We start from the raw sequence: 24101 nt of genomic DNA, 5'->3' as shown, positions 1-24101 counted from the left end.
AACGATTAAAGGCGCTTTAAAGCCATCGGTAAATGAGGTATTCCATCTTCTTCGTCGAAGACCTCGCCGGTGGCTTCGTACCCTAAAGAAAGGTACCAATCCGCTAAATAGGCTTGAGCATTGAGGGTCAGCGGCCCGCTGGTGGTAGACGCTACGTGGTTAACCAACAGCGCACCTAAGCCTTTGCCCCGTGCTTGGGGGGCGGTCACTACCCGCCCAATGCAGTGCCCGTCTGGGCCGTCGGCCAGCAAGCGTAGGTAAGCCACTATTTGGTTTTGGTCCTCAATCCAAAGGTGGCGGGTTTCTGGTTCGAGGTCTCGACCGTCGGTGTCTAAATAAAATGACTGCTGTTCGAGCACAAATACTTCAAAACGTAGGCGCAGCAAGGCGTAAAGCGTGGTGGTGTTGAGCGCCGAAAAAGGTTGGTCAAATATCTCGATACCCCGACGTTATCCGCCCCGGTTTGCTGTGAGGGGCGGTTTCCTCGGATGATGGGGTATGCCTTTCGCTCAAGTAAGCCCCGACGTAAAAATATGTTACGAACTTTTTGGCCGCCCCGAAGACCCCACCCTGGTTCTGTTGCATGGTTTAGGGAGCCAGTTGCTGTTGTGGGAGGAAGGGTTTTGTACTGGTTTGGCCGCTCAAGGTTTTCAGGTGGTTCGTTTTGATTCTCGAGACAGTGGCCTCTCTACGAAATTTCCGGAAGGGTCGGCGTACACACTGTCCGGTATGGCCGCCGACGTTGTTGGGTTGCTCGACCACCTTGAAGTAGCGGACGCGCACATCGTGGGGTTTTCTTTGGGCGGCATGGTGGCCCAGACGGTGGCGGTTGATCACCCTGAACGATGCCGAAGTTTGGTGTCTATGGGTTCCAATACTGGGAACCGTGATTTTGGGCAACCCACGGGAGAAACCATGGCCGCCATGATGGCACCAACGCCAGGAACTCAGGAGGCTCGAGTAGAAAAAGATCTTACTGACCGCCGCTTGTGGGCTAGCCCAGCCTGGCACGATGAAGATTTGGTGCGGGGCACGTTTGAGGCTTACGCCGAACGCTCGCCGCAATCTCAAGAGGCATTTAACCGCCAATGGGGGGCTGCGCTGGCCCACGGGGACCGTGAAAAACAATTAGCCACTATCGCCGTGCCTGCCCGGGTAATTCACGGCGGGGCCGACACACTGATTGACCAAAGTGGAGGGCGCCGCACGGCAGAGGTTATTCCTAGTGCCGACTTTGTACTGGTCGATGGTTGGGGACATGACCTACCGCCTGGTTCTTGGCCATTTTTGATTGAAGCGATTTCTGAGCATGCGCTGCGCTGCGACGCTCACCGAGTTGACTAGAGCCAAGGAGGCAGCATGGGTGCTTTAGATGGGGTGCGAGTAATTGAGTTAGCGGGTATTGGCCCGGGGCCTTTTTGCGGGATGATGCTGTCCGACATGGGCGCCGAGGTGATCCGTGTTGATCGTGCCGGCGCAGTAAAAGGCGGCGACCCGAGCCAGCCGCCGGTTGGGGTGATCGAGCGGGGTCGGCGCAGCATTGGGGTAGATCTCAAATCGCCCGAAGGTGTTGAGGTGTTGTTGTCTTTGGTAGAAGGCGCCGACATGATTTTTGAAGGTTTTCGTCCTGGGGTAGCGGAACGCTTGGGGGTGGGTCCGGAGGAATGTCTGGCCCGTAACCCAGCGCTGGTTTATGGCCGTATGACCGGGTGGGGCCAAGAGGGCCCGTACGCTTCGGCCGCCGGTCACGACATTAACTACATTGCTTTAGCGGGGGCTTTGGCCCACATGGGGCGAGCTGATTCGGGTCCGGTGCCGCCTTTGAACTTGGTGGGCGATTTTGGCGGGGGTGGTATGTATTTGGCCTTTGGCATGGTGTGTGCTTTGTTCAGTGCGCGCTCTACCGGGCAGGGCCAGGTGGTAGACGCTGCCATGGTCGACGGAGCAGCCAGTCTCATGGGGTTCTTTCACGGTTTTTTAGCGACCGGTTTGCATAAGCCAGAGCGAGGGGTAAATACTCTCGACACAGGTGCCCATTTTTATGATGTGTATCAGTGCCTTGACGGTTCGTATATTTCGTTGGGGTCTATTGAGCCGCAGTTTTACGCCGAGATGGTAGAAAAGTTGGGGCTTGACTCGGAGCGTTTTGCGCCGCAATTTGATCAAACGCAGTGGCCAGCGTTGAAAGCAGAAATAGCCACCGTGGTTGCTGCCAAAACCCGTGATCAGTGGGACGCTATTTTGGCGGGCAGCGATGTTTGTTACGCCCCGGTCTTGACTATTGATGAAGCGGTTGTCCACCCCCATAATGTGGAGCGGGGGACTTTTGTGGAGTCGGCGGGTTTAACCCAACCGGGGCCGGCTCCTCGTTTTAGTGAGACTCCGGGTGCTATTTCTCGGCCGCCGGCACACCCCGGTCAGCACACTGATGAGATTTTGGTTGAGGCGGGTTTAGACGTAGAGGCCTTGCGGGCTTCGGGGGCGGTGGCTTAATCATGGCCACCGTGGTGTTTTTTCATGCCCATCCCGATGATGAGGCTTTGGCTACGGCGGGGACCATGATCAAAATGTCTGCGGCGGGCCACCGCGTGTTGTTGGTTCTCGCCACGCGAGGCGAGGAAGGTGAGCCGGTGCCTGAGGTGTTGAGCGACGGCGAAGAGTTGGGGGAGCGGCGTTCGCAAGAGGTGCAGGCTGCGGCAGATTTGCTTGGGGTGGCCCGGGTGGCCTTTTTGGATTACCGAGACAGCGGCATGATTGGGTCGCCCAGCAGCGAAAACCCGGCGTGTTTTTGGCAGGCTGAGGAGAGCGAAGCGGTGGATCGTCTTGATGTTTTGTTGGCTGATGAGGCGGTGGATTTGTTGGTGGCTTACGACCCTCATGGCGGCTACGGCCACCCGGACCATATTCAGGTGCATCGGGTGGGCACCCGTTGGGCGGCCGAACATGGGGTGCGTTTGCGTTGGGTGACTATGAATCGTGACATTGTGCGTTCGGTGGTGGCCGAAGCCATGGGTGAGGTCAGCGAGGTGGGGCAAGAGCCGGACGCTGATTTGGCTAAGCGCAGTGAACGGTTAACCGATGATTTGTTTGGTCTGCCTGATGCTGAAATTACTCACGGCATTGTGGTGACCGAGGTGCTGGAGCGTAAACGGGCGGCTATTGCGGCTCACGCCAGCCAGGTTGCTCCGGATTCGTTTTTCTTGGCTCCGTTGGATGCTCGTTACGAAGCGGCTTTTGGTACGGAATGGTTTGTCGACCCGGGGCGGCCTCGGGTTGTTGGGGAACCGCACCGCACTGATTTGTTGTTGAACTAAGCGTGGGGCTGGACGGTTCTTCAGGCATGATGGCTGCATGAGTTCTTTACTTGTTATGGCGTCTTTGCGAGATACCCACGAGGCTTTTGCTTGGATCATGGTTATCGGAAATGGGCTGGCGGGCTTGTGGTCGCTGGCTGCTCATCGGGTGGAGTCTTTGCGTGGTCGAGCTTTGTGGTGGTTTGTGGCGCTGGTGCAGTTTTCGGTGGCGGTTCAAGTGACGCTTGGTGTGGGTTTGGTAGCGGGCCAAGATATTGAGCCTCCCCAGTTTCATTTGTTCTACGGTTTTGTGGCGTTGATAACGGTGGGCATTGTTTACAGTTATCGCCAGTCCATGCGTCCTTACCGGCATTTGTTGTACGGCGGGGCCGGGCTGTTTCTCATGGGTTTGGGCATTCGCGCCATGTTGGTAAGCGCTGTTTAAAAGCAGCCACACTCTGCGCTCAAAAAAATCCGCCCCAAAAATCTTATTCCACCCCTGACCTTGCCTTTTACCTCGCCTCCGTCATGTCGTCTCTGAGACCACATGACGGGGTTTGGGGGGCGGAGGGTGGCTAAAAAAGAGGAGAGGTTAGGCCTGTTGGGCGAGGCGGGAGCGAAGGTTTTCGAGTTGGGTCAGCATGGCTTGAGGTAAGCGTTCGCCGATGAAAGCGAAATGGTTTTCAATTAAGGCCACTTCGTGAGCCCAAGCTTCGGCATCTACCGACAGCAACTCGCTGAGGTCGCCGTCGTCAAGGTCAAGGCCGCTTAAGTCAAGATCAGCGGCGGTGGGCACGTTACCGATAGGGGTTTCGGTGGCACCCGCCGTGCCGTCAATGCGCTCCAGCACCCATTTTAATACTCGGCTGTTTTCGCCAAAGCCTGGCCACAAAAAGCTGCCGTCGGCATCTTTGCGGAACCAGTTGACCCAAAACATTCTCGGCAGTTTTTCTGGGTCGGCTTGAGCACCAATGCTTAACCAATGGTTGATGTAGTCGCCCACGTTGTAGCCCATGAAAGGCAACATGGCGAACGGATCAAACCGTACTTCGCCCACGGTGCCCGCCGCGGCGGCCGTCTTTTCTGAACTCATGACCGACCCTAAAAATACCCCGTGATCCCAGTCGCGGGCTTCGGTGACTAATGGAACGTTCGAAGCCCGACGCCCGCCAAACAAAACGGCCGAAATCGGCACTCCGGCTGGGTCTTCCCACTCGGGGGCGATAGAAGGGCATTGGGCCGCTGGAGCGGTAAAACGAGCGTTGGGGTGAGCGGCCGGCGTGGAGGAGTCCGGGGTCCAGGGCTGGCCTCGCCAGTCGGTCAGGTGTGGCGGAGTTTCTTCGGTCATGTCTTCCCACCAGACATCGCCTTCGGGGGTGCGGGCCACGTTGGTAAAAATCGAGTTGCTGGCGATGGACGCCATGGCGTTGGCGTTGGTTTTGTTTGAGGTGCCCGGGGCTACCCCGAAAAAACCTGCTTCGGGGTTGATGGCGTATAACTGGCCGTCGTCGCCGAACTTCATCCACGCAATATCGTCGCCGATGGTTTCGACGGTCCACCCGGGGAGGGTAGGCACCAGCATGGCCATATTGGTTTTGCCGCAGGCAGAGGGGAAAGCCGCCGCGACGTAGCGTTTTACGCCTTCCGGGGAAGTCAAAGACAAAATAAGCATGTGTTCGGCCAACCAGCCACCGTCACGGGCCATGGTCGAAGCGATACGTAAAGCGAAACATTTTTTACCCAGCAAAGCGTTGCCGCCGTAGCCCGATCCGTAAGACCAGATTTCTCGAGTGGCAGGGAAATGCGAAATGTATTTGTTGTCGGCGTCGCAAGGCCAAGGGACATCGACGTCGCCTTCATCCAGCGGAGCGCCTACGGAGTGCAAGCAGGGAACGAAGTCGCCGCTGCCCAAAACATCAAGCACCGGTTGACCCATGCGGGTCATGATGCGCATGTTGACCGCCACGTAAGGCGAGTCAGTAAGTTGCACCCCAATGTGAGCAATAGGAGAACCCAGCGGCCCCATAGAGAAAGGCACCACGTACATGGTGCGCCCGCTCATGGCCCCTTGGTAGAGCCCCAGCATTTCTTCTTTGAGTTCGTCGGGTTGGCGCCAGTTGTTGGTGGGGCCAGCATCGATTTCTTCTGGAGAAGAAATATACGTACGGTCCTCAACCCGAGCTACGTCTCCGGGGTCAGAAAGGGCGAGATAACTATTGGGGCGCAGGTCGTCGTTGAGGCGCTCAAAAGTACCGGATTCAACGAGCAGACTGGCTAAACGATCTGCTTCTTCGGCTGTGCCATCGCACCAGTGAATATCGGTGGGATCAAAAATTTCGGCCCAATGGGCTACCCAGTCAAGAAGTTTTTGATTTTCAGTAGGTGAAGTCATCGCCCCTATTCCTAGTCGCCAAAAAGTGGGTTGGCGCGCTTTGAGGGGTGTGACTTCTGGCCTATAGGTACTAGAGGTTCTCCGGAGTAGCCATATCGCCTTCAGAGCCGAAAGATAAGCCGGTGGCCTGCTGAGCGTCGTTTAAAGAAAAAACTACTCGTTGTCCGGGACGAAGCATGCGAAAGATTGATCCTTCAAGGGCGTTGTCTGCCAAGTCGAACTCGGCGAAGTCTGTTTGGTTGATGACGATGCCATCACCAGTGCCTGGGTCGTAAGACTTGATTACCCCTTGCATGGTTGCTCCTGGTCCTCAGGTGAGTTAGCGGGTAGCTTTTTGTATTTTTCCGGCTTTTAAACAACCGGTACAAACGTTTACCCGGCGGGTCGACTTGCCGACGACCGCCCGTACTCGTTGGATGTTGGGGTTCCAGCGTCGACTAGTACGCCGATGAGAGTGACTCACCTGCTTACCGAACCACGGTTTCTTGCCACAAATTTCACACACGGATGCCATGTCATAACCTCATTAAAATGGGCAACGAAGGTTCGCTGCCCGGATACGTTCAAAAGACAAGGCTACAGGGTGCCGCCGAGGCATCAACCTCTAACTGGTCAATGCGACAATCCCTTTATCTGACTACGCTCTATCTCTGTGACCGTTCTTACCGTTCTTGACGCCTCTGCCCTCCGTGCTCTTATGAAGGGTTTCGCTGATGCCTTGGTTGCCCATCGGGAAGCTCTCAACTTACTTAATGTCTATCCAGTGCCTGATGGCGACACTGGCACCAACATGTCGATGACCGCAAAGTCGGTGGTGGAAGCTCTCGAAAATTTAGCCGAGACCGCATCTCTTGAAGAAGTAACGGCCACCATTGCTCACGGCTCACTGATGGGTGCTCGCGGCAATTCAGGAGTTATTTTGTCGCAAATATTGCGGGCCTTGTCGGCGGAAATCGGCAGTGCCGGCCAACTTGATGCCCAAGTGTTGGCGCAAGGCTTAGTGTCAGCGTCGACCGCCGCTTACGGTGCGGTAGGCACTCCGGTGGAGGGCACTATTTTGACGGTGGTTCGTGAAGCCTCCGAAGCGGCAGCCGAGGTGAGTAAAGAAAGTTTGCTTACCGTTGCGGAGGCCGCGTTGGCTCAGGGTCAAGATGCTTTGGCCCGTACCCCAGAGATGCTGCCCGTTTTGGCTGAGGCCGGGGTAGTTGATGCCGGTGGTTGCGGCTTGCTGCTGCTGTTTGATGCTTTGCTTCACATAGTCGATGGACGCCCCCTGCCGGAGGCTCCTGATACCCCAGTGGCGGCCGCCCCCGACCCTGCGGCCGCCGGTCACCACGGCGCGTCTTTGGCTGGCCCCCGCTATGAGGTGATGTATTTCTTGGATGCTCCCGATGATTCGGTGGAGTCGTTCAAAGCGGCCTGGGATGCTTTAGGGGATTCCATTGTGGTGGTAGGCGGTGATGGCACTTGGAACTGTCACGTGCATACCGATGACATCGGTGGGGCCGTCGAAGCAGGTATCGAAGTAGGCCGCCCGTACCGTATTCGGGTTTCTGATCTTTTTGAAGAAGCCGAAGAGCAAGCATGGGTGCGTGAACAAATAGCCGATGGGGCAGACCAACCGGTGGGCGACCCGGTGCCTTGTGCGGTGGTCGCCGTAGCGAACGGTTTAGGCATTATTGAAATCTTCCGATCCATGGGGGTGCGTCGGGTAGTGGCCGGCGGGCAGTCCATGAACCCGTCGATCGAGCAACTTTTGGCGGCCGTTGAAGCGGTACCAGCCCAAGAAGTAATTATTTTGCCCAACAATGGCAACATCGTCGCCGTGGCCGAACAAGTAGATGCCCAGACCGACAAAACGGTGCGGGTTATTCGCACTAAAGGCATCACCGAAGGGTTCGCTTCGCTCTTGGAATACGACCCTCAAGGTACCGCTGAAGCTAACCATGCCGGGATGACCGCTGCGGCTTCTGCAGTGGTGGCGGCCGAAGTCACCGTGGCGGTGCGTGACACCGGGAGCGATGTCGGTGACATTACCGAAGGCGATTACCTTGGTCTCACCGGTGGCAAAGTAAAGGTGGTAGCCGATTCGTTGTTTGCTGCCACTACTCAAATAATTGACTACCTAGTCGATGACCACGAGTTGGTGACGTTGATCGTAGGCGAGGATGCCGATGAAGGAACCACCTCAACTATCGCCGCTTGGATAGAAACTGAGCATCCTGATCTTGAGCTTGAGGTTCATCAAGGTGGTCAACCGCTGTACCCCTATTTTTTGGGTATTGAGTAAGGGGTGCCGGTGACCGAACCCGGCTTAACCCTGCGAGAACTTGACCAACGCTCGGTTACTGACCTTAAAGGGGTTGGTGAAAAGCGTGCCGCGGCGTTGGCAAAAATTGAGGTGCGCACCGTTTTGGATTTACTCTTTACCTATCCGCGTAAATACCTTGACCGCACGCGGCAAGCCACGATCACTGAGTTGCCGGTGGGCGAAGAAGCCATGTTGTTGGTGGAGGTTAAAAAAGTTTCTGCCCGGCGTACCCGCAATGGTCGCTCACTGGTGGAGGTCACGGTCACCGACGGCACGGGGAGCCTGCGCCTAATATTTTTTAACCAAGGCTGGCGTGAACAGCAGCTCAGCCCGGGGGATGAACTGGTAGTTTTTGGGCGGCTTGACCAATACCAGGGGCGCCCTCAGATGACCAGCCCGATAGTTGATTTGGTGGGCAACCGTACCGGCCGGGTGGTGCCGGTCTACCCGCAGTCAGAAACCGCTGGGGTACACACTTGGGAACTCGACACCATGATTGGCGAAGCTTTGCGGCGGGTCATGATGGTGAAAGGGTTTAGTGACCCGGTGCCTAGCAAAGTGCGTGCTCGTTACCGGTTTGTAGACCGTTCGACGGCCATTAATCAGATCCACCATCCGGAGTCCATGGCTCAGGTGGCGGAGGCCCGCCGGCGGTTGGTTTTTGATGAGTTGTTGCGCATCCAGTTGGAGTTGGTGCAACGCAAGGTGGCTTTAGAACAGTCGGCTAAAGGTATCGCTCATCAGGTCGGTGGGTCTTTGGTTGCTGCTTTTCACGAGAATTTAGGTTTTGAACTCACCGGGGCGCAACAACGGGTGATTCAAGAAATAAACGTTGATCTTAAAGAACCGCGCCCCATGCATCGTCTGCTCCAGGGTGATGTGGGTTCAGGAAAAACCGTGGTGGCGGTGAGTGCTTTGTTGGCGGCGGTACAAGGGGGCCACCAGGGGGCGTTGATGGCCCCTACTGAGGTGTTGGCGGGTCAACATTATTTGGGCGTAGCGGCCTTGCTGCGCAACATGACGGTGCCTGATCCCGCAACGTTGCTTGGTGAACGCCCGTTGCAGGTGGACTTATTGACCGGCAGCACCTCGGCGGCGGAGCGTCGACGAATTACCGTGGGGCTGGCCACCGGCGGGGTTGACGTGGTTATCGGTACCCACGCCTTGATTCAAGAAAGTGTGGTTTTTGTTTCGTTGGGCATGGTGGTGGTTGATGAGCAGCATCGTTTCGGGGTTGAGCAACGGGCTGCTTTGCGAGAAAAAAATTCCGACGACTCGGTGCCCGATGTGCTGGTGATGACGGCAACGCCAATCCCTCGCACGGCGGCTATGACGGTGTACGGCGATTTAGATGTTTCAGTGCTCGACGAGATGCCCCCGGGCCGCACTCCCATAACTACCGAATGGGTTAAAGAAGAAGCACCGGCTTGGGATGCGGTGCGTCGCGAGGTAGCGGCCGGCCACCAGGTGTATGTGGTGTGCCCGTTGATTGAAGAGTCCGATGCTTTAGAGGTGCGATCGGCAGAAGAAACGTTGACCCGGTTGCAAGAAACCGAACTGGCGGGCTTGTCAATAGCGCTGCTCCATGGCCGTTTTTCTTCGGATGAAAAAGAAGCGGCCATGGCAGCTTTTCGTGCAGGCGAAACCTCGGTGCTGGTGGCCACCACGGTGATAGAGGTCGGGGTAGATGTACCCAACGCCACGGTGATGGTGATTTTAGATGCTGACCGCTTTGGTATTGCGCAACTCCATCAACTGCGAGGCCGGGTCGGTCGAGGGGCGGCCGCAAGTTTTTGCTATTTGGTGGGGGAGGCCACCACCCCAGACGGTGAAGAACGCCTCCGAGCTTTGGTGCGTACTACCGATGGTTTTGAGTTGGCTGAGGTAGATCTTGATTTGCGTGGGGAGGGAACCATCATGGGGCAACGCCAGAAGGGTCGCAACGATTTACGGTTGGCTTCGTTGCGTCGCGATCGTGAATGGGTAGAGGCGGCTCGTGAGGTGGCTATAAATCTTGTCGGCGACGGAAAAGGGCTCAAGAAGTATCCGGAGTTGGCTGATGAAATCTCCGTGTTCCTCGGCGACGAAGAAACCGATTATCTTTTTCGGTCATGACCTTTCACCCGGTATTGGCCGAACCAGAGCAAATTCCTGATGCGGTAGCGGTTTTGTCGGTAGCTTTTGCCCACGACCCGGTGTTGTCTTTTTTGTTTCCCGATCCGGTGACTCGCCCAGGTTTGTTGGCTACTTTTTTTGCCGCCCGCTTAGCGGCTGGGGTGGGTATGGATTTTCTTTACCTCAGTGAAGGAAAAGGGTCGGCCGCCCTTTGGTTGTCGCCTTTAGTAGAAGGTGACCTTGAACCATCGTGGGATGCCGTGTTGGCGGCCACCATTGCTTTGATGGGCGAAGAAGAAACCATGAAACGCTTTGCGGCGTTGGAACCCATGATCGAGGCTAAACCGAAAGAACCGCACTGGTATTTAGAGTTCGTGGGCACTCGTAGCGAAAGCAGAGGGAAGGGCCTCGGGTCGGCGTTGATAAAAGTTATTACTGACCGCTGTGACGTTGAGGGCATGCCGGCTGCTTTAGAGTCCAGCGACCCGGTCAATGTTCCGCTTTACGAACGACACGGTTTTCGGGTTACCCAGGTGGTTGAGATTATAGGTGGTCCGCCTGTTCCCATGATGTGGCGAGACCCGGCTTAGTAAACTTGGTCGCCGGCACCGTCGTCTTCGTCGGGCATCACAAGATCCCAGCGGTCAAGGCAGTCGGCGCAGCGGTAGGCCACGTTCTCGCCAGGGCCGAATTCTGTTTCGTGGTGGGCCAGCAAATGGCAGGTCCCCCCGCAGTCCACACAAATAATTGTTGTCGCAGCGCGCATAGAAGCACCATACTAAGACTATGCGTGTAATCGCCGGAACCGCCCGAGGGCGTCGCCTTAAATCTCCTCAAGATGATTCAGCGCGCCCCACTACTGACCGGGTGCGTGAAGCGGTTTTTAACGCTCTCTTTAGTTTGGGTGCCCTTGAAGATGCCGTGGTGCTTGACCTTTTCGCCGGCTCTGGGGCTCTGGCCATTGAGGCGCTTTCTCGGGGAGCAAAACGGGCGGTGCTGGTAGAGAAGTCTTCGCGTCATACAGAACTGATTAAAGAAAATCTGGCCCTCTGCCATTTTGACGACCAATCCGAGGTGCATCGTGCCGATGCTTTTACTTGGCTCTCGACCCATCAAGAAACTTGGGACCTGGTGTTTTTGGACCCGCCCTATGACTTCGACGAGTGGGAAAAACTCTTAAAAAATGTGAAAGCAAAGCTGGTGGTTTTGGAGTCAAATCGCGAAATTGACCCCGGCCCGGAGTGGGATGTACTCAGGAGTCGCCGCTATGGGGCTACCGTGGTGGTTGTGGCCGCCGTTGGGCCACCTGAAAATGACGTCCAGAAAGAAGGGAGTTCGGTCTCATGACTTGTGTTCTGTACCCCGGTTCGTTTGATCCGGTACATAACGGCCATATCGAAATGGTCGAAACCGCAGCATCGCTCTTTAGCGAAGTAGTAGTGGGGACCCTCATGAACCCTTCAAAAGGTGGCGGGCTCTTTACCCTAGAAGAGCGCATGGCTTTGCTTGACGAATGCTTCGCTCATTTGCCCAACGTTTGCACCACCATGTTTGATGGCCTGGTCGTCAACTTGGCCAAAGATGTGGGTGCAGATTTTATTATTAAGGGTTTGCGGGCTGTGTCAGATTTTGAATCTGAACTTCAAATGGCGCAAACCAATCAAGCCATTTCTGGCATGCACACCCTCTTTTTACCTACCGCTTCGCGGCGCTCCTTTTTGGCTTCGGGGCTTATCCGCGAGGTAGCACGCTTTGGCGGAGACGTCAGTGACATGGTGCCGGCCCCCGTTTTTCGTGAATTGCAAAAAAAGAGCATTTCGTGAACGACGAACTTTTACCCGAGGTTCCGCCTTCCGTCGAGACGGATCCTTATCGGCCGCCTCAGGTTGAAGCGATCTTGCGCCAAGCCCGCGACCTTGTTGATTCTGCCCGGCCCATGCCGCTGTCTGCATCATCGATGATCAATAAAGAAGAGCTCTTAAGCCTGTTAGATGAGGCTATGGGTCGTTTGCCTGAAGATTTGCGTGCCGCCCGTTGGTTGCTTAAAGAACGCGAAGAGTTCTTAGCCAAGGTGCGACGCGAAGGTGACGAAATACTTGAGTTGGCCCGGTCTCGTGCCGAACGCTTAGTGCAACGCACCGAAGTGGTGCGTACGGCCGAACAAAGGGCTCGCCAACTGGTAGAAACAGCGCGAGATGAAACCCGGCGCATGCGAAGAGAAACCGAAGACTACTGCGATCAAAAATTACAAAGTTTCGAATCTCTTCTTGGATCGGCCCGCGACACTATTTCTGCCGGCCGTCGAAAATTACAAGAAACTGTTTTAGACCGAGAGCGCCAAAAACAGCCGCCAGTTGAACCTCTTGATTCTGAAAACCAACCCCGACCCGGGGTAGCAATGTTTGACCAGGACGATGCTGTCGGTGAATACCCCCGTTGATCAACCAGCCGACAATGTGTTGGTGCTTTCGCTGGCTTCTTTACGGCGCCGCTCCGATGTGGTGCGACGAATCCAGCGAGCGGCTTGTCTCGATGACCTCGCAACCTCGGTGGCGCGTGTGCCCCAAGGTGAGGTACATCTCGATCTTTCGGTTGAAGTGCGAGGGCTTGATGTGGTGGTTGCGGGCCAAATAGAAACGCAATGGCAAGCCGAATGCCGTCGATGCCTCGAAGAAATAACCGGACAGATCAAGCTCAGCGTTACCGAAGTATTTCGGTCCGTTGACCCAGCGGCTCCCGACCAAGACCTTGGCGACACTTTTCTTTTTGACGGAACGCCCGGCGACGAAATGGTTAGCGTGGAAGCCGTAGTACGTGACGCAGTGTTGCTGGCTCTTCCTTTGGCCCCCCTTTGTCAAGAAAATTGCCAAGGCCCTGCGCCGGAACGATTCCCTGCGCACACCGAAAACGAACCGATTGAACAAGAGCCGGCTCCCCTAAAAGACCCTCGATGGGCGGCTTTAGATGGGTTGCGTATTGATGATGAAATTTCCCCACCCGATTCGGTGGTCTAAACGCTTGTTCTCCCGCTACCATTGCGGAGTCGTCAGGCTGCCGATCAGCTTGCCGTAATAATTTTCACCGGGCCTAAGGAAAAAACGATGGCTGTCCCTAAGAAAAAAACTTCTAAAGCTAAAGGGCGAAGCCGTCGTGCTTCGAACTGGACCCTCGGCGTGGCTTCACGGAGCTCATGCCCGCGTTGCGCGGCGATTAAACGTCCTCACCGGGTATGTGGCAACTGTGGTTGGTACGCCGGTCGTCAAGCCGTAGACGTTGATTAACTTTTTATGACTACTTCGCTACCTATCGCTGTTGATGCGATGGGAGGCGACCGTGCACCCAGCGAGATTGTGGCTGGGGCGCGCTTGGCAAAAGAAAACCACGGTATAGATGTGGTGCTGGTCGGTCGGTCAGAAGAACTCACTGACTGCGGCGACCTTGAGGTTATTGAAGCCTCGGAAGTTATTGCTATGGATGCTGAACCTGGTTCGAGCGTGCGTCGCCTGAAAGATTCCTCACTGGTACGCGCTGCAGAGGCTGTCCGTGATGGGCGAGCTTCGGCCATGGTGAGCGCCGGCAACACGGGGGCGACCATGGCGAGTGCTCTTTTACGCATGGGGCGCATCAAAGGAGTGTCTCGCCCGGCTATCGCCACCCTGCTTCCCGCACCGGGCACGACCCCCACCGTGTTGCTTGATGCAGGAGCAAACGCTGAATGCAAGCCCGAGTGGTTGGCCCAGTTTGGGCAAATGGGTGCAGTGTTTGCCCAAGATCGTTTAAATATTTCTTCCCCCCGGGTGGGGTTGCTTTCTATCGGTGAAGAACCAGGCAAGGGCAGCCCGTTGGTTAAAGAAACCTACGCAGAAATGCAAACAGTGAACTGGGGAGCGGCTGAGTTCATCGGCAACGTCGAAGGAAGAGACCTCCTCACCGACGAAGTGGACGTAGTAGTAACCGATGGGTTCACGGGAAACGTTGCTTTAAAAACCCTTGAAGGAGCATTGAAAAACTTAATGCTGGCGCTTTTTAGTGCCATGGGGGAGCGCCCAGAAGCTACAGAAGCGGCTGCCCAGTTGGGTCCGGAATTCGACCAGATTTACCGTTTTTTCCACCCGGATACCTACGGCGGCGCCATGCTGCTGGGGGTAAAAGGTGTGTGTGTCATTAGCCACGGCTCTTCGGGGGCTCATGCGATGGAAAACGCCATTAAAGTGGCCGCCGAAATGGTGGAAACCAAAGTGGTAGATCACCTTACTAAAGCCATCGCTGGCTAACTTTTAACCCCTTTCAGCCCCTTTTCGCCCCTGCTGAGCAAGCTCTTTCATCCGCTAGGATGAAGCCTCACCAGCGACGAAAGCAGAAAAGCCATGCCTGCAGAAACCCATGTAGAAGGTTCCCCCATCGGGCGACCAGAAATCCTAACCTTGGTTAAAGAACGGTTGGCCGACATTTTAGAAATCGACGTTACTGAAGTAGGTGAAGGTGATTCTTTTGCTGACGACCTTGATGCTGATTCCTTAGCGCTTATTGAGTTGGTGGAAGCAATTGAAGAAGAACTCAGCGAGCGAACCGTGGGCTTTCGTTTCGAAGACGAAGACCTCGAAGATCTTCGTACCGTGCGCGATGCAGTTGACTATGTCGTCTCCCGCCTCGGTTAACCTCGTCGACGCCCCAGAAACCCACCCGGCCGCCCAAGTTTTGGCGGAGGATTTGGGCTATCGGTTCAACGACCCAACGCTCCTTTCTGGAGCACTTACTCACCGTTCGTGGTGCGCAGAGTTTGGTGGCCCCTCAAATGAACGCTTGGAATTTCTTGGTGACGCGGTGCTGGGCATGGCAGTGACCCAATTGATTTACCGGGCCTACCCGGAACTCCCCGAAGGCCAGTTGGCCAAAATTCGGTCGGGGGTGGTGAGCGCCAACGCTCTAGCGAAAACTGCTCGCCAAATAAACTTGGGGACAGCACTTTACTTAGGTAAAGGTGAGCAAGCCTCTGGTGGGCGAGATAAAAGCTCTATCCTGGCCGATGCCTTTGAAGCAGTTCTGGGAGCCGTTTACCTCGATGGCGGGCTTTCGTCGGCTGTTGAAGTAGTCGAAAATCTCATGGGCCAAGATATTGATCAAACAGCTATGTCGCCGGGTTTTCACGATTTCAAAACTCGTTTGCAGGAACTTTCGGCGCAACGCTTTCGTTCTGCCCCAGTTTACGAAATGACCGCAGAAGGCCCTGACCATGACCGACGTTTTTCGGCTTTGGTTTCGGTGGATGGTCAGATTTTTGGCCCCGGAACTGGGACCTCAATAAAACGAGCTGAACAAGACGCAGCCCGTATGGCCTGGCAATCTCTCGAAAATCCCCTCAAACCTCAACCCTCTCCGAAGGACCCCTCATGAGTATCCCTCTGGAACTTCCAGAAATAGAAATTCTGCGACGCGACCTTGAACGCGATATCGCTGGGCGAAAAATAAAAACTGTCGAAGCAGCCTCGCTGGCCGTGCTGGGTCGTTACCGGAGCCGTAAGGCATTTACCGATCTACTGCCCGGCAAAAAGATTAAGTCAGTAAGACGTGCGGGGCTGGCTCTGGTGATGATTATGGGCGACGACTACTTGGTCATAAAAGTAGGAGCCGGTGCTTCGCTGCGCCGACAACCAAATAAAGCGGCGGTTGAAAAAGGCACCGAAATAACTATTACCTTCACCCAAGGTGGACAACTTCGGTTGATCGACCCAGAGAAAAACTCTGAAGTCGCCGTGGTGTCGGCCGACATATTGTTCGATGAGATGCCGGAATTGGCCGGCTTGGGTATGGACCCGGTAGCCGACCCGGTGCCGTGGACCACTTTCGCCGCTGAGGTATTGGGTCGCTCAAAGGGGCTCAAAGAGCTTCTATGCGACGATGAAATAGTAGTGGGGGTCGGGGAGATCTACAGCGACGAGATCTTATTCGCCTCAGGATTGCGCCACGATCGTAAGAGCGATTCGCTGTCTACCCAAGAGGTCCGCCGCTTCCATCGAGCTCTGGTAGAGATCATTCACGACGGGGTGAAGTACCGAGGGACACATATTGAAGGCCGCCCATTCGTCGATGTGTTTGGCGAGCCAGGGTTGTATCAAGAACACCTAACGGTTTACGGGAAGCACGGAGATTTAAGTGATCGCAGTCGGCTGCCCATTAAACGAAAGAAATTTAAAGGCCGATGGACCTACTACTGCGATACGCAGGTTTAGAACGAATTTAAAAAAAATAGGTCAATGACCGGCGCGGCAGGGCATTACGCGTCTACGGTGGTCAATATGAATGACATCGATGTGATTTCGCGGTAGTAAGGTCGATTCTGGTGTTTCTTAAACGGCTAACCATCAAAGGGTTCAAGTCTTTCGCTGACACCGCCGCGCTCGATATGGAACCAGGAGTCACCGTGGTGGTCGGGCCAAACGGTTCCGGTAAATCCAACGTAGTGGATGCCATAGCTTGGGTATTGGGGGCGCAAGCACCCAGCGCGGTGCGGGCCCAAAAAATGGACGACATCATTTTTGCCGGGACCACCACTCGTCCTGCTTTAGGTCGGGCAGAGGTTTCATTGACCCTTGATAACGAGTCGGGGTTGTTGCCGGTTGAGTTCGGCGAGGTCACCATCACTCGAATACTTTTTCGCAACGGCGATAGCGAGTATTCGTTAAACGGAGCCCCCTGCCGGTTGCTTGACATTCAAGAACTTTTGTCTGATGCCGGGGTAGGGCGCCAACAACATGTCATCGTGTCACAAGGCCAAATCGATGCGGTGCTCAACGCTCGCCCCGAAGACCGACGCATGATCATTGAAGACGCCGCCGGCATTTTGAAGTTTCGTAAACGAAAAGAAAAAGCAGAACGTCGCTTGGCGGCCACTGAAACAAACCTCAACCGTCTGGGCGACCTTCAACGCGAGGTGCGGCGGCAACTGCGCCCCTTGGAACGACAAGCCGAAGCAGCCCGCCGCCATGGTGATTTAATCGTCGAACTCAATGCTCTGCGACTACACCGTGCCGCCACCGAAATGATTGGGTTGCGCCGTCAAGCACAAACCGAAGCAGAACAGCGTGCTTCTTTGGCCCGGGAAGAAGTAACGGCCAAAGCAGACCTGGGCCGCCTTGATGCAGAAGTCGCCACCGCAGAAGCCGAGTTAGTGGCTCGAGGCGGAGACGACCTGGGCGACCAGTTGGTGCGTCACGAAGCGTTAAGAGAACGTGGGCGCGGTTTACGCGGGGTACTTGTCGAGCGTTTGCGGAGCATTGAAAACGACCGCTTGGCCTCAGCCTCTCAACAAATGGTGCTTGACCTAGAATCTGAAGTAGTCAGCGCAGAAGCAGAACTGGCGGGACTCTTGGTCGAATCGGAATCGTTCGCTCCAGAAGCTGAACGGCTTGCTTTGTCAGAAACGGAGTTAACTGCAGATCGTGCCTCTTTTGAACAGGAATGGGCAGAAGGCATGCCGGCCATGGACGGCATGGCTGCTGAGGTTCGCGGCGAGTTGGGAGTTTTGCGCACTTCAGCTGAGCAAACAGAAAATCAAAACCACCGACTGGTAGATCGCAAGACCGCTCTCGAAGCGTCAAGGCAGCGTCTTGACGTAGAGACCGAACGACTACGGGCCCGTCTTTCTGAAGGCGACGTAGTCGAAGAACCGCTCATGGTTGAAGCCACCGCTTTAGAAAAACAAGCCGGTCAAGCGGCCCAAGATCGCAATGCCGGATGGGAACGGTTAATGACCGCCGAAGCCGACCTACGCACCATCAGTGCCCGTGTAGAGGCCCTAACCATGGCTCTGGACGAAGCCCGGTCGCGAGCGGGTGCGGCACACTTGGCGGCGGTTGATGGCGTACTGGGTACTTTGCTGGATCTCGTAGAAGTAGATGCTGGGTACGAAGCGGCTTTCGAGGCAGCAGCCGGCGAAGCCTTAGACGCCGTTGTGGTGCAAGGAACGGTAAGTGCCAAAGAAGCCATCGGCGCACTTCAGCGAGGCAACTTTAAGGCAGCAGTCATTGCCTTAACCGGGGCGGCAACCGACCCTCGCCCTGCCCCAACCGGTTCCAACGTTCGCGCTCATGTCCGGTCGAGTGTGGCGGGAGTAAACGAGCTTCTGGATCGCTTATTGGCGCACGTCACGTTGGTAACGGGCGGAAGCGTCAAAGCGATTGACTTGGCCATAGAAGACCCCACCGCAGTGTTGGTTACCCGAGATGGCGACCGTTTTGGCCCTTCTGGATGGCGTATCGGCGGCGACCGTGGCGGCGCCACCGGTGCTGCGCTGGGCGAAGCGGAGGTCCGACTGGTAGCGGCCGAAACAGAGCGAAACAACAGCCAACGAGCTTTTGACGAAGCAGAGAAACGGGCTGCAGATTTTGATCAAGAATTGCTGAGCGTGACCCGGTCGCTCGACGAACACGACAATGAGTTCAATGCGGCTGCCAAGGCGTTACAACAACTGCAATCTGAACGCCGAGATTTTGGGCTCGAAATAGAATCACTCCAATCACAAATATCTGAGTTAACGGGGAGGCAAAGCGACTACCAGGAACGGGTAGCAGTGCTCGAACAACGCCTGCCTGCCCTGCAAGCAAGTGAAGAAGAGTCAGCGTCTGATGGGCGCCGGATGGTGGCCGACCGGCAACGCCTAGAAGAACGAACCACCGAACTAAGCCGGCATCGCACCGCCCACGAAGTGCACTTTGCCGACGTCACCGCACGGCGAAGCGCAGTAGAACGCCGACTCGAACAGCAGCAGGCTCAAATGATTAATTTGGCCGAGGCTCATCAACATGCTTCGGCACAACGGCAACAACTTGACCGGCGCGAAGCGGTAAGTCGGCGACTTATGGCCCTGCTAGATGAGCGGGTCTCTCGAATTGAACTTCGCCTTGAAGGGTTGCGTGAAACTCGCCGCCTGCAGTCTGAGCGGGTGAGGGCCGTAGTGGCACGCTTAGACGGTATCCGTCGAGATCGAACCGCCGCTGAACGAAGCCTGTCGTCGTTACGAGAACGCCAATCGCGTTTAGAAATTCAGCGGGCAGAAACCCGGTTGCGTTTAGAAAACCTTTCGGTCACCATCCGAACCGAATTTGACCGTGAGCCGGAAGCCATTTTGGACACCCCGGCGCCGGAGTTTCTTGAAGGAGTATCTGGCCCGGCTCGTTTGGCAGAACTTGAACGCGACCTCAAGATAATGGGCCCCATAAACCCTCTGGCTCTTGAAGAGTTTGAGGCCCTCACCGAGCGTCACGATTTTCAACAGGAACAACTTGACGACATTCGTTCAACTCGTCGTGAACTCCGCAAGGTTATTAACTCAGTAAATGAAGAGATTGTTCGGGTGTTCGCTTCAGCATGGGCAGAGGTATCCGAGCACTTCACTGACTTGTTCTCTGGGCTGTTCCCGGGCGGCACCGGGAAACTCCGGCTCACCGACCCGGACGACTTACTGAACACCGGTATTGAAGTAGAAGCACGGCCGTCAGGTAAGAACGTGAAGAAACTTTCCTTGCTGTCGGGTGGAGAACGCTCGCTCACCGCTTTGGCTTTCTTGTTTGGCGTGTTCCGTAGCCGTCCGTCTCCGTTCTATGTGATGGACGAAGTAGAAGCAGCCCTCGATGACGTGAACTTGCATCGCTTCTTAGGGTTGGTCGAGCAGTTCCGTGAAGATGCTCAGTTGCTTATCGTGAGTCACCAAAAACGCACCATGGAAGCCGCAGACTGCTTGTACGGGGTCTCTATGGCCCCCGGTGGCTCGTCAAAAGTAGTGAGCGAACGAATGGAAAACCACGCAGTAAATCAGCCGGTAGTTTTTTCAGACACGCCGGCAACTCTTTAAGTACCGGCGAGGCGACAGCAACCGAGGGGTTAAGCGCGGTACCGTCAAGGTATGCGGATTCTAGTCGTTGACGATGAGGTTGACCTTGTAGAGGCGGTGGCTCGAGGCCTTCGCCGTCAGGGCTACGCCGTTGATGTGGCTTTCGGGGGCGAGGAAGCATTACAAAAGGCGTCGTACACGCCTTACGACTTGGTGTGTCTTGACCTGACCATGCCCGGTATCGACGGTCTTGACGTTTGCGTGGCTTTGCGTGAGAATCCGCCCGAAGGTTTGGTTCCACGTATTTTAATGCTCACCGCCCGTGACACTATTGAAGATCGCATTGCCGGCCTTGATGTGGGGGCCGACGATTATTTGGTAAAGCCGTTTGCTTTTGAAGAGTTGGCTGCTCGGGTGCGATCGCTCCTTCGCCGCAACGCTGGGCAAGGGGGAGCGGTACTCAAAGTTGGGGGCCTCAGCCTTGATGCCGCTCGCCACCAAGTTTCGCGGGGTAGCAGAGATTTGTCGTTAACGGCCAAAGAGTTTGCCGTGTTGCATTACTTCATGTCTCGGCCTGGCGAGGTGGTGTCTCAAGAAGATTTGTTGGAACACGTGTGGGACGAACACGCCGACCCGTTCACCAACACGGTAAGAGTGACTATCGGGACCTTGCGTAAAAAAGTTACCGACGGTGAAGAAAATGAGTTGCTTGAAACGGTGGTTGGTCGGGGTTACCGCTTGTTGGGTAGTCAATCTTCGTGAAGAAACCGCCGTTAGGAAGCATCCGAATACGTCTGGCATTTTTGTACTCAATATTGTTATTTGGCTTGGCTTCGCTGGTGGTGGGGGGAATTTATTTAAGTTTGTCGAATGCCCTTGACGATGAACCGATGTCTCGCACCGCTGCTTTTCAGGTACTTGGTGAAGAAATGGAAGAGCTCAACGTGCGCAACAGCGTGGCGGATTCCTCTCTTGTACTTGAAGAGGCGCAGCCTTATTTGGTGGCTTTTGAACAGGCGGTCAATCGGCGAGCTTTAACCCAACTGCGCTCGTATTCTGTGGTGTCGTTGGTTGCTTTGTTTCTGGCCAGCATGGTGATCGGCTGGTACGTTTCGGGAATGGTGCTGCGGCCTATCGGCAGGATTACTGCGGTAGCTCGCCATATTCAAGCCACCGACCTGTCGCAACGAATAGAACTTGGCGGGCCCACTGACGAACTCCGTGACTTGGCGGACACTTTTGACAACATGCTGGATCGCCTAGACGAAGCTTTCGAAGGTCAGCGCCGGTTTATTCAAGAGGCTTCGCATGAATTGCGGAATCCTTTAGCGGTTATGCGCACCAACCTTGATGTGGTGATGGACGACCCCGAAGCCACCACCGGAGACTTCCGGATTGCTGGTGAAGTAGCGGGCCGTTCAGCGATACGGATGTCGGCGCTAGTCGACGACTTGTTGCTTTATGCCCATCACAAACGCCCAGATGCCCAACGTGAGCCACTTGACCTTTCGATTTTGGTGGCCGAAACGGTTGAAGATTTTGCCGCAGCAGCGACTCGAGCGCAAGCAGTATTAAACGCCAAGGTCGCTCCAGACCTTTTGGTAGTGGGAGATGGGGTGGCTTTGCGTAGGGCACTGGCCAACTTGTTGAATAACGCATTGCGCGTGGTGGATCCTCAAGGATTGGTGGCGGTTACTGCCGGCCATGACGATCAACAAATATGGATTTCGGTAGCCGATGATGGGCCGGGTCTTTCTGCTCAAGATCTTCCGCGAGTTTTTCAACGCTTTTGGAAAGGAGATCGTGCTTCTTCTCGAGAAGATGGGCGATCGGGTTTAGGACTAGCAATCGTGCGGCAAATAGCGGAAGGTCACGGAGGTCAGGTCACGGTTCGGTCTGGCTTGGGCGAAGGGGCAACGTTCACCCTTTGGTTCCCCCGTTACGTTGAGGCATAAATGGCAACTGTTTTACTGTGCGCGGCGTAGGTTAAACCGGTGGACGAGAACAATGAACAACCTGACTTAGAGGTTCCTGATATTGAGGAGCCTCTTTTTGTTGGGGAGGTTTTAGACCCGGCGGTAGAGGCTTCGTTGGCCGAGCTGGTGCACGTTCCTGTCGAGTCCTCTCCGGCATCTGGTAGACGGAGATTTTTTTTCGTCTTGGTGGCTGTGCTGATTTTATTGGGGCTGGGCGGAGTAGCCGGTTGGCTTCTTCCTGGCCTGCTAGATAATGAAAAAAATACTGACGAAACTTCGTCAATCTCTATTGTTATGGGCGAGGCACTGGTGTTGGACCCTGGTGATGAGCCGGTAGTGGCGGTGGCTCAAGCCGTGTCTCCTTCAGTGGTGCTTATTGAAATCCCTTTGGTGGGGCAAGGCTCGGGCATAATCATGGATCAAGAGGGCCACATCGTCACCAATGGTCACGTGATTGGCGACGCAGAACTTGCGTTGGTAACCCTGTCCAACGGTCAACGGATAGAAGCAGAAATAGTTGGGGTAGATATTCGCCGCGACGTTTCAGTAATTCGCTTAACCGAAGCCGTTGACGGCCTGGTGCCTGCGGTGTTTGGGCCCAGCGACGAGCTACAAGTGGGTCAACTTGCCGTTGCCGTGGGAAGCCCGTTTGGCCTTTCACAGTCGGTGACTTCGGGAATTATTAGCGCATTGGGTCGGGTTATCCCTTCGTACGGGTGCGAGGTGGGCGGCGGAAATAGCGCAGAGTGCGCCGGGGTGGCCACTATCCAAACCGACGCACCCATTAACCCAGGGAACTCTGGGGGCCCTTTAGCGGACCGTTCGGGTCGGGTTATTGGCATGAACACGTCAATTCGAACCGATGGGGTCGCTGAAGCAAACGCGGGGATTGGGTTTGCCCTCCCCATCGACACGGTGTTGTTGGTGGCCGAACGCTTGCTCAACGGCGAACCGGTAGGTACCGCATGGCTAGGCATTCGAGGTGAATCGCCATTAGATGGCCGCTCAGGGGCCGTCATCGTTGAAATAACCGAAGGGTCCCCGGCGGCCCTCGCCGGGCTACAGGTGGGCGATTTGATCGTCTCGTCCGAAGGTGTACCGATGGGCGGAATGGGCACTTTACGGGCCGATATTCAACTCAGGTTGCCGGGGATGGTCATTGAATTGGGCTACCAACGCGAAGGGGTAGCCGGGGTAGCGGTTGTAGAACTTGGCGACCTTGACAGTTTCTTAGATTGAGCAATTGAACCTAGTGGATTGCCGGGCCAACGGTAGGATTGCCGCTCTATGAGTTTGCGCAACAAACTGGGAAAACCCCGGGCTTCTTTTTCTGACCGGTTAGGGGGTTTTCGTTCTCGCCCTCAGGTGGATCAAGCAGTTTGGGACGATCTCGAAGAAGCTCTTTTGGGAGCCGATGTTGGGTTACCTACGACGAGTAGTTTGCTCGAACAGGTACGTCGCCAAGCCGAAGAGAATTCGGTGGTTGACCCGGAGGAAGTGCTGGACCTGTTACGTGAAGAAATGGTGCGCTTTTTCCAGGATGCTGACTTGGAACTGAACCGAAGCGGGGCCCCTAGCGTATGGCTGTTCGTGGGTGTCAACGGGGTGGGAAAAACCACCACCATCGGCAAGTTGACGCATCGAGAAATAACTGCGGGGCGTTCGGTGGTGCTGGCCGCTGGTGATACTTTTCGAGCGGCCGCCGTTGAGCAACTGACCCAATGGGGAAACCGTTCTGAGGTGACGATTATTTCTGGGGCTGAAGGGTCTGACCCCAGTTCAGTAATTTTTGATGCGGTTGAACACGCAGCGGCCCGAGGAAGCGGCTTGGTTTTGGCCGACACCGCAGGCCGGGTGCACACCAAAAGCAACTTGATGGATGAGTTGCGTAAAGTACGCCGGGTGGCCGAAAAAGGGGCCGGTACGGTGACCGAGACCTTATTGGTGCTTGATGCCACCACCGGCCAAAATGGTTTGATGCAGGCCAAGCAGTTCACCGAAGCTGCTGAGGTCACGGGTGTGGTGCTGACCAAACTGGATGGTTCAGCGCGGGGCGGCATTGTTTTGGCTATCCAAAGCGAGTTGGGTATTCCGGTCAAACTGGTAGGGGTAGGCGAAAGTATTGAAGATTTAATGATTTTTGAGCCAACTGCCTTCGTAGACGCCTTATTCGGCTGATTCTGCG

At 55.5% G+C, this 24101-nt stretch carries 26 protein-coding genes; 21 read left to right on the top strand and 5 right to left on the bottom strand.

Features of this window, described 5'->3' with window-relative positions; all coding sequences use genetic code 11:
• Positions 1 to 5: 5 nt before the first annotated feature.
• On the bottom strand, positions 6 to 440 hold the full coding sequence (locus EYQ49_00590) for a GNAT family N-acetyltransferase (protein ID HIG24375.1): 435 nt from the start codon (positions 438 to 440) through the stop codon (positions 6 to 8).
• Between the two features lie 58 nt (positions 441 to 498).
• On the opposite strand from EYQ49_00590, the gene EYQ49_00585 reads away from it, so the two are divergent.
• Genes EYQ49_00585 through EYQ49_00570 form a run of 4 tightly spaced genes read left to right on the top strand, consistent with a single transcriptional unit; the run spans position 499 to position 3738 of the window.
• Positions 499 to 1344, top strand: a complete 846-nt coding sequence (locus EYQ49_00585; protein HIG24374.1) for an alpha/beta hydrolase — start codon at positions 499 to 501, stop codon at positions 1342 to 1344.
• Positions 1345 to 1359: 15 nt separating this feature from the next.
• Positions 1360 to 2493, top strand: a complete 1134-nt coding sequence (locus tag EYQ49_00580) for a CoA transferase (GenBank protein HIG24373.1) — start codon at positions 1360 to 1362, stop codon at positions 2491 to 2493.
• Between the two features lie 2 nt (positions 2494 to 2495).
• Entirely contained in the window at positions 2496 to 3314 is an 819-nt protein-coding gene (locus EYQ49_00575; GenBank protein ID HIG24372.1) for a GlcNAc-PI de-N-acetylase, read from the top strand.
• Between the two features lie 37 nt (positions 3315 to 3351).
• Positions 3352 to 3738: a hypothetical protein gene (locus EYQ49_00570; protein HIG24371.1), complete on the top strand. Its 387-nt coding sequence runs from the start codon at positions 3352 to 3354 to the stop codon at positions 3736 to 3738.
• Between the two features lie 147 nt (positions 3739 to 3885).
• Here the strand turns inward: EYQ49_00570 and EYQ49_00565 are convergent, their stop codons facing one another.
• The 3 genes from EYQ49_00565 to rpmB form a co-directional block, all read right to left on the bottom strand.
• A complete protein-coding gene (locus tag EYQ49_00565) occupies positions 3886 to 5685 on the bottom strand; it encodes a phosphoenolpyruvate carboxykinase (GTP) (protein HIG24370.1) in 1800 nt (599 codons plus the stop codon).
• Positions 5686 to 5755: 70 nt separating this feature from the next.
• Complete coding sequence (locus EYQ49_00560; protein ID HIG24369.1) at positions 5756 to 5980, bottom strand: hypothetical protein; 225 nt, start codon at positions 5978 to 5980, stop codon at positions 5756 to 5758.
• 24 nt (positions 5981 to 6004) lie between these two features.
• Positions 6005 to 6199 (bottom strand): 50S ribosomal protein L28, encoded by a 195-nt coding sequence (rpmB, locus tag EYQ49_00555; GenBank protein ID HIG24368.1) that lies wholly within the window; start codon positions 6197 to 6199, stop codon positions 6005 to 6007.
• A gap of 138 nt (positions 6200 to 6337) precedes the next feature.
• Here rpmB and EYQ49_00550 point away from each other — a divergent pair, with 138 nt between their 5' ends.
• Genes EYQ49_00550 through EYQ49_00540 form a run of 3 tightly spaced genes read left to right on the top strand, consistent with a single transcriptional unit; the run spans position 6338 to position 10701 of the window.
• Positions 6338 to 7975 (top strand): DAK2 domain-containing protein, encoded by a 1638-nt coding sequence (locus EYQ49_00550; GenBank protein HIG24367.1) that lies wholly within the window; start codon positions 6338 to 6340, stop codon positions 7973 to 7975.
• A 9-nt stretch (positions 7976 to 7984) separates the two neighbouring features.
• Positions 7985 to 10111, top strand: a complete 2127-nt coding sequence (gene recG, locus EYQ49_00545; GenBank protein HIG24366.1) for an ATP-dependent DNA helicase RecG — start codon at positions 7985 to 7987, stop codon at positions 10109 to 10111.
• Entirely contained in the window at positions 10108 to 10701 is a 594-nt protein-coding gene (locus EYQ49_00540) for a GNAT family N-acetyltransferase (protein ID HIG24365.1), read from the top strand. The genes recG and EYQ49_00540 overlap by 4 nt, the downstream gene beginning before the upstream one ends.
• Here the strand turns inward: EYQ49_00540 and EYQ49_00535 are convergent.
• On the bottom strand, positions 10698 to 10877 hold the full coding sequence (locus EYQ49_00535; GenBank protein ID HIG24364.1) for a hypothetical protein: 180 nt from the start codon (positions 10875 to 10877) through the stop codon (positions 10698 to 10700). The genes EYQ49_00540 and EYQ49_00535 overlap by 4 nt on opposite strands.
• Before the next feature lie 20 nt (positions 10878 to 10897).
• Here EYQ49_00535 and rsmD point away from each other — a divergent pair, with 20 nt between their 5' ends.
• The 14 genes from rsmD (at position 10898) to ftsY (ending at position 24094) form a co-directional block, all read left to right on the top strand.
• Positions 10898 to 11458 carry a 16S rRNA (guanine(966)-N(2))-methyltransferase RsmD gene (rsmD, locus tag EYQ49_00530; protein ID HIG24363.1) on the top strand — a complete coding sequence of 187 codons (561 nt, stop codon included), beginning with the start codon at positions 10898 to 10900 and terminating at the stop codon, positions 11456 to 11458.
• Complete coding sequence (coaD, locus tag EYQ49_00525; protein ID HIG24362.1) at positions 11455 to 11934, top strand: pantetheine-phosphate adenylyltransferase; 480 nt, start codon at positions 11455 to 11457, stop codon at positions 11932 to 11934. Before rsmD ends, coaD begins: the two co-directional genes overlap by 4 nt.
• On the top strand, positions 11931 to 12551 hold the full coding sequence (locus EYQ49_00520) for a hypothetical protein (protein HIG24361.1): 621 nt from the start codon (positions 11931 to 11933) through the stop codon (positions 12549 to 12551). Before coaD ends, EYQ49_00520 begins: the two co-directional genes overlap by 4 nt.
• On the top strand, positions 12526 to 13125 hold the full coding sequence (locus EYQ49_00515; protein ID HIG24360.1) for a hypothetical protein: 600 nt from the start codon (positions 12526 to 12528) through the stop codon (positions 13123 to 13125). The genes EYQ49_00520 and EYQ49_00515 overlap by 26 nt, the downstream gene beginning before the upstream one ends.
• Positions 13126 to 13212: 87 nt before the next feature.
• The gene (locus EYQ49_00510; protein ID HIG24359.1) at positions 13213 to 13392 is read left to right on the top strand and encodes a 50S ribosomal protein L32; all 180 of its coding nucleotides are present in this window, start codon (positions 13213 to 13215) and stop codon (positions 13390 to 13392) included.
• 6 nt (positions 13393 to 13398) lie between these two features.
• On the top strand, positions 13399 to 14385 hold the full coding sequence (gene plsX / locus EYQ49_00505; protein ID HIG24358.1) for a phosphate acyltransferase PlsX: 987 nt from the start codon (positions 13399 to 13401) through the stop codon (positions 14383 to 14385).
• Between the two features lie 93 nt (positions 14386 to 14478).
• Positions 14479 to 14769 carry an acyl carrier protein gene (locus EYQ49_00500; GenBank protein ID HIG24357.1) on the top strand — a complete coding sequence of 97 codons (291 nt, stop codon included), beginning with the start codon at positions 14479 to 14481 and terminating at the stop codon, positions 14767 to 14769.
• A complete protein-coding gene (gene rnc, locus EYQ49_00495; protein HIG24356.1) occupies positions 14735 to 15505 on the top strand; it encodes a ribonuclease III in 771 nt (256 codons plus the stop codon). The genes EYQ49_00500 and rnc overlap by 35 nt, the downstream gene beginning before the upstream one ends.
• Positions 15502 to 16341: a hypothetical protein gene (locus tag EYQ49_00490; protein ID HIG24355.1), complete on the top strand. Its 840-nt coding sequence runs from the start codon at positions 15502 to 15504 to the stop codon at positions 16339 to 16341. The genes rnc and EYQ49_00490 overlap by 4 nt, the downstream gene beginning before the upstream one ends.
• Positions 16342 to 16445: 104 nt before the next feature.
• Positions 16446 to 19961, top strand: coding sequence for a chromosome segregation protein SMC (smc, locus tag EYQ49_00485; GenBank protein ID HIG24354.1), 3516 nt, complete (start codon positions 16446 to 16448; stop codon positions 19959 to 19961).
• A gap of 51 nt (positions 19962 to 20012) precedes the next feature.
• Positions 20013 to 20702, top strand: coding sequence for a response regulator transcription factor (locus EYQ49_00480; protein HIG24353.1), 690 nt, complete (start codon positions 20013 to 20015; stop codon positions 20700 to 20702).
• Positions 20699 to 21895, top strand: coding sequence for a HAMP domain-containing histidine kinase (locus tag EYQ49_00475; GenBank protein ID HIG24352.1), 1197 nt, complete (start codon positions 20699 to 20701; stop codon positions 21893 to 21895). Before EYQ49_00480 ends, EYQ49_00475 begins: the two co-directional genes overlap by 4 nt.
• Positions 21896 to 21934: 39 nt before the next feature.
• Positions 21935 to 23155: a trypsin-like serine protease gene (locus tag EYQ49_00470; GenBank protein ID HIG24351.1), complete on the top strand. Its 1221-nt coding sequence runs from the start codon at positions 21935 to 21937 to the stop codon at positions 23153 to 23155.
• A 48-nt stretch (positions 23156 to 23203) separates the two neighbouring features.
• Positions 23204 to 24094 (top strand): signal recognition particle-docking protein FtsY, encoded by an 891-nt coding sequence (gene ftsY / locus EYQ49_00465; protein HIG24350.1) that lies wholly within the window; start codon positions 23204 to 23206, stop codon positions 24092 to 24094.
• Positions 24095 to 24101: the final 7 nt, after the last annotated feature.

Source organism: Acidimicrobiia bacterium, from assembly GCA_012959995.1.
GTDB lineage: Bacteria > Actinomycetota > Acidimicrobiia > Acidimicrobiales > MedAcidi-G1 > MedAcidi-G2B.
The sequence above is the reverse complement of the archived record's forward strand: the minus strand, read 5'-3'. Positions and strand labels throughout refer to the sequence as shown.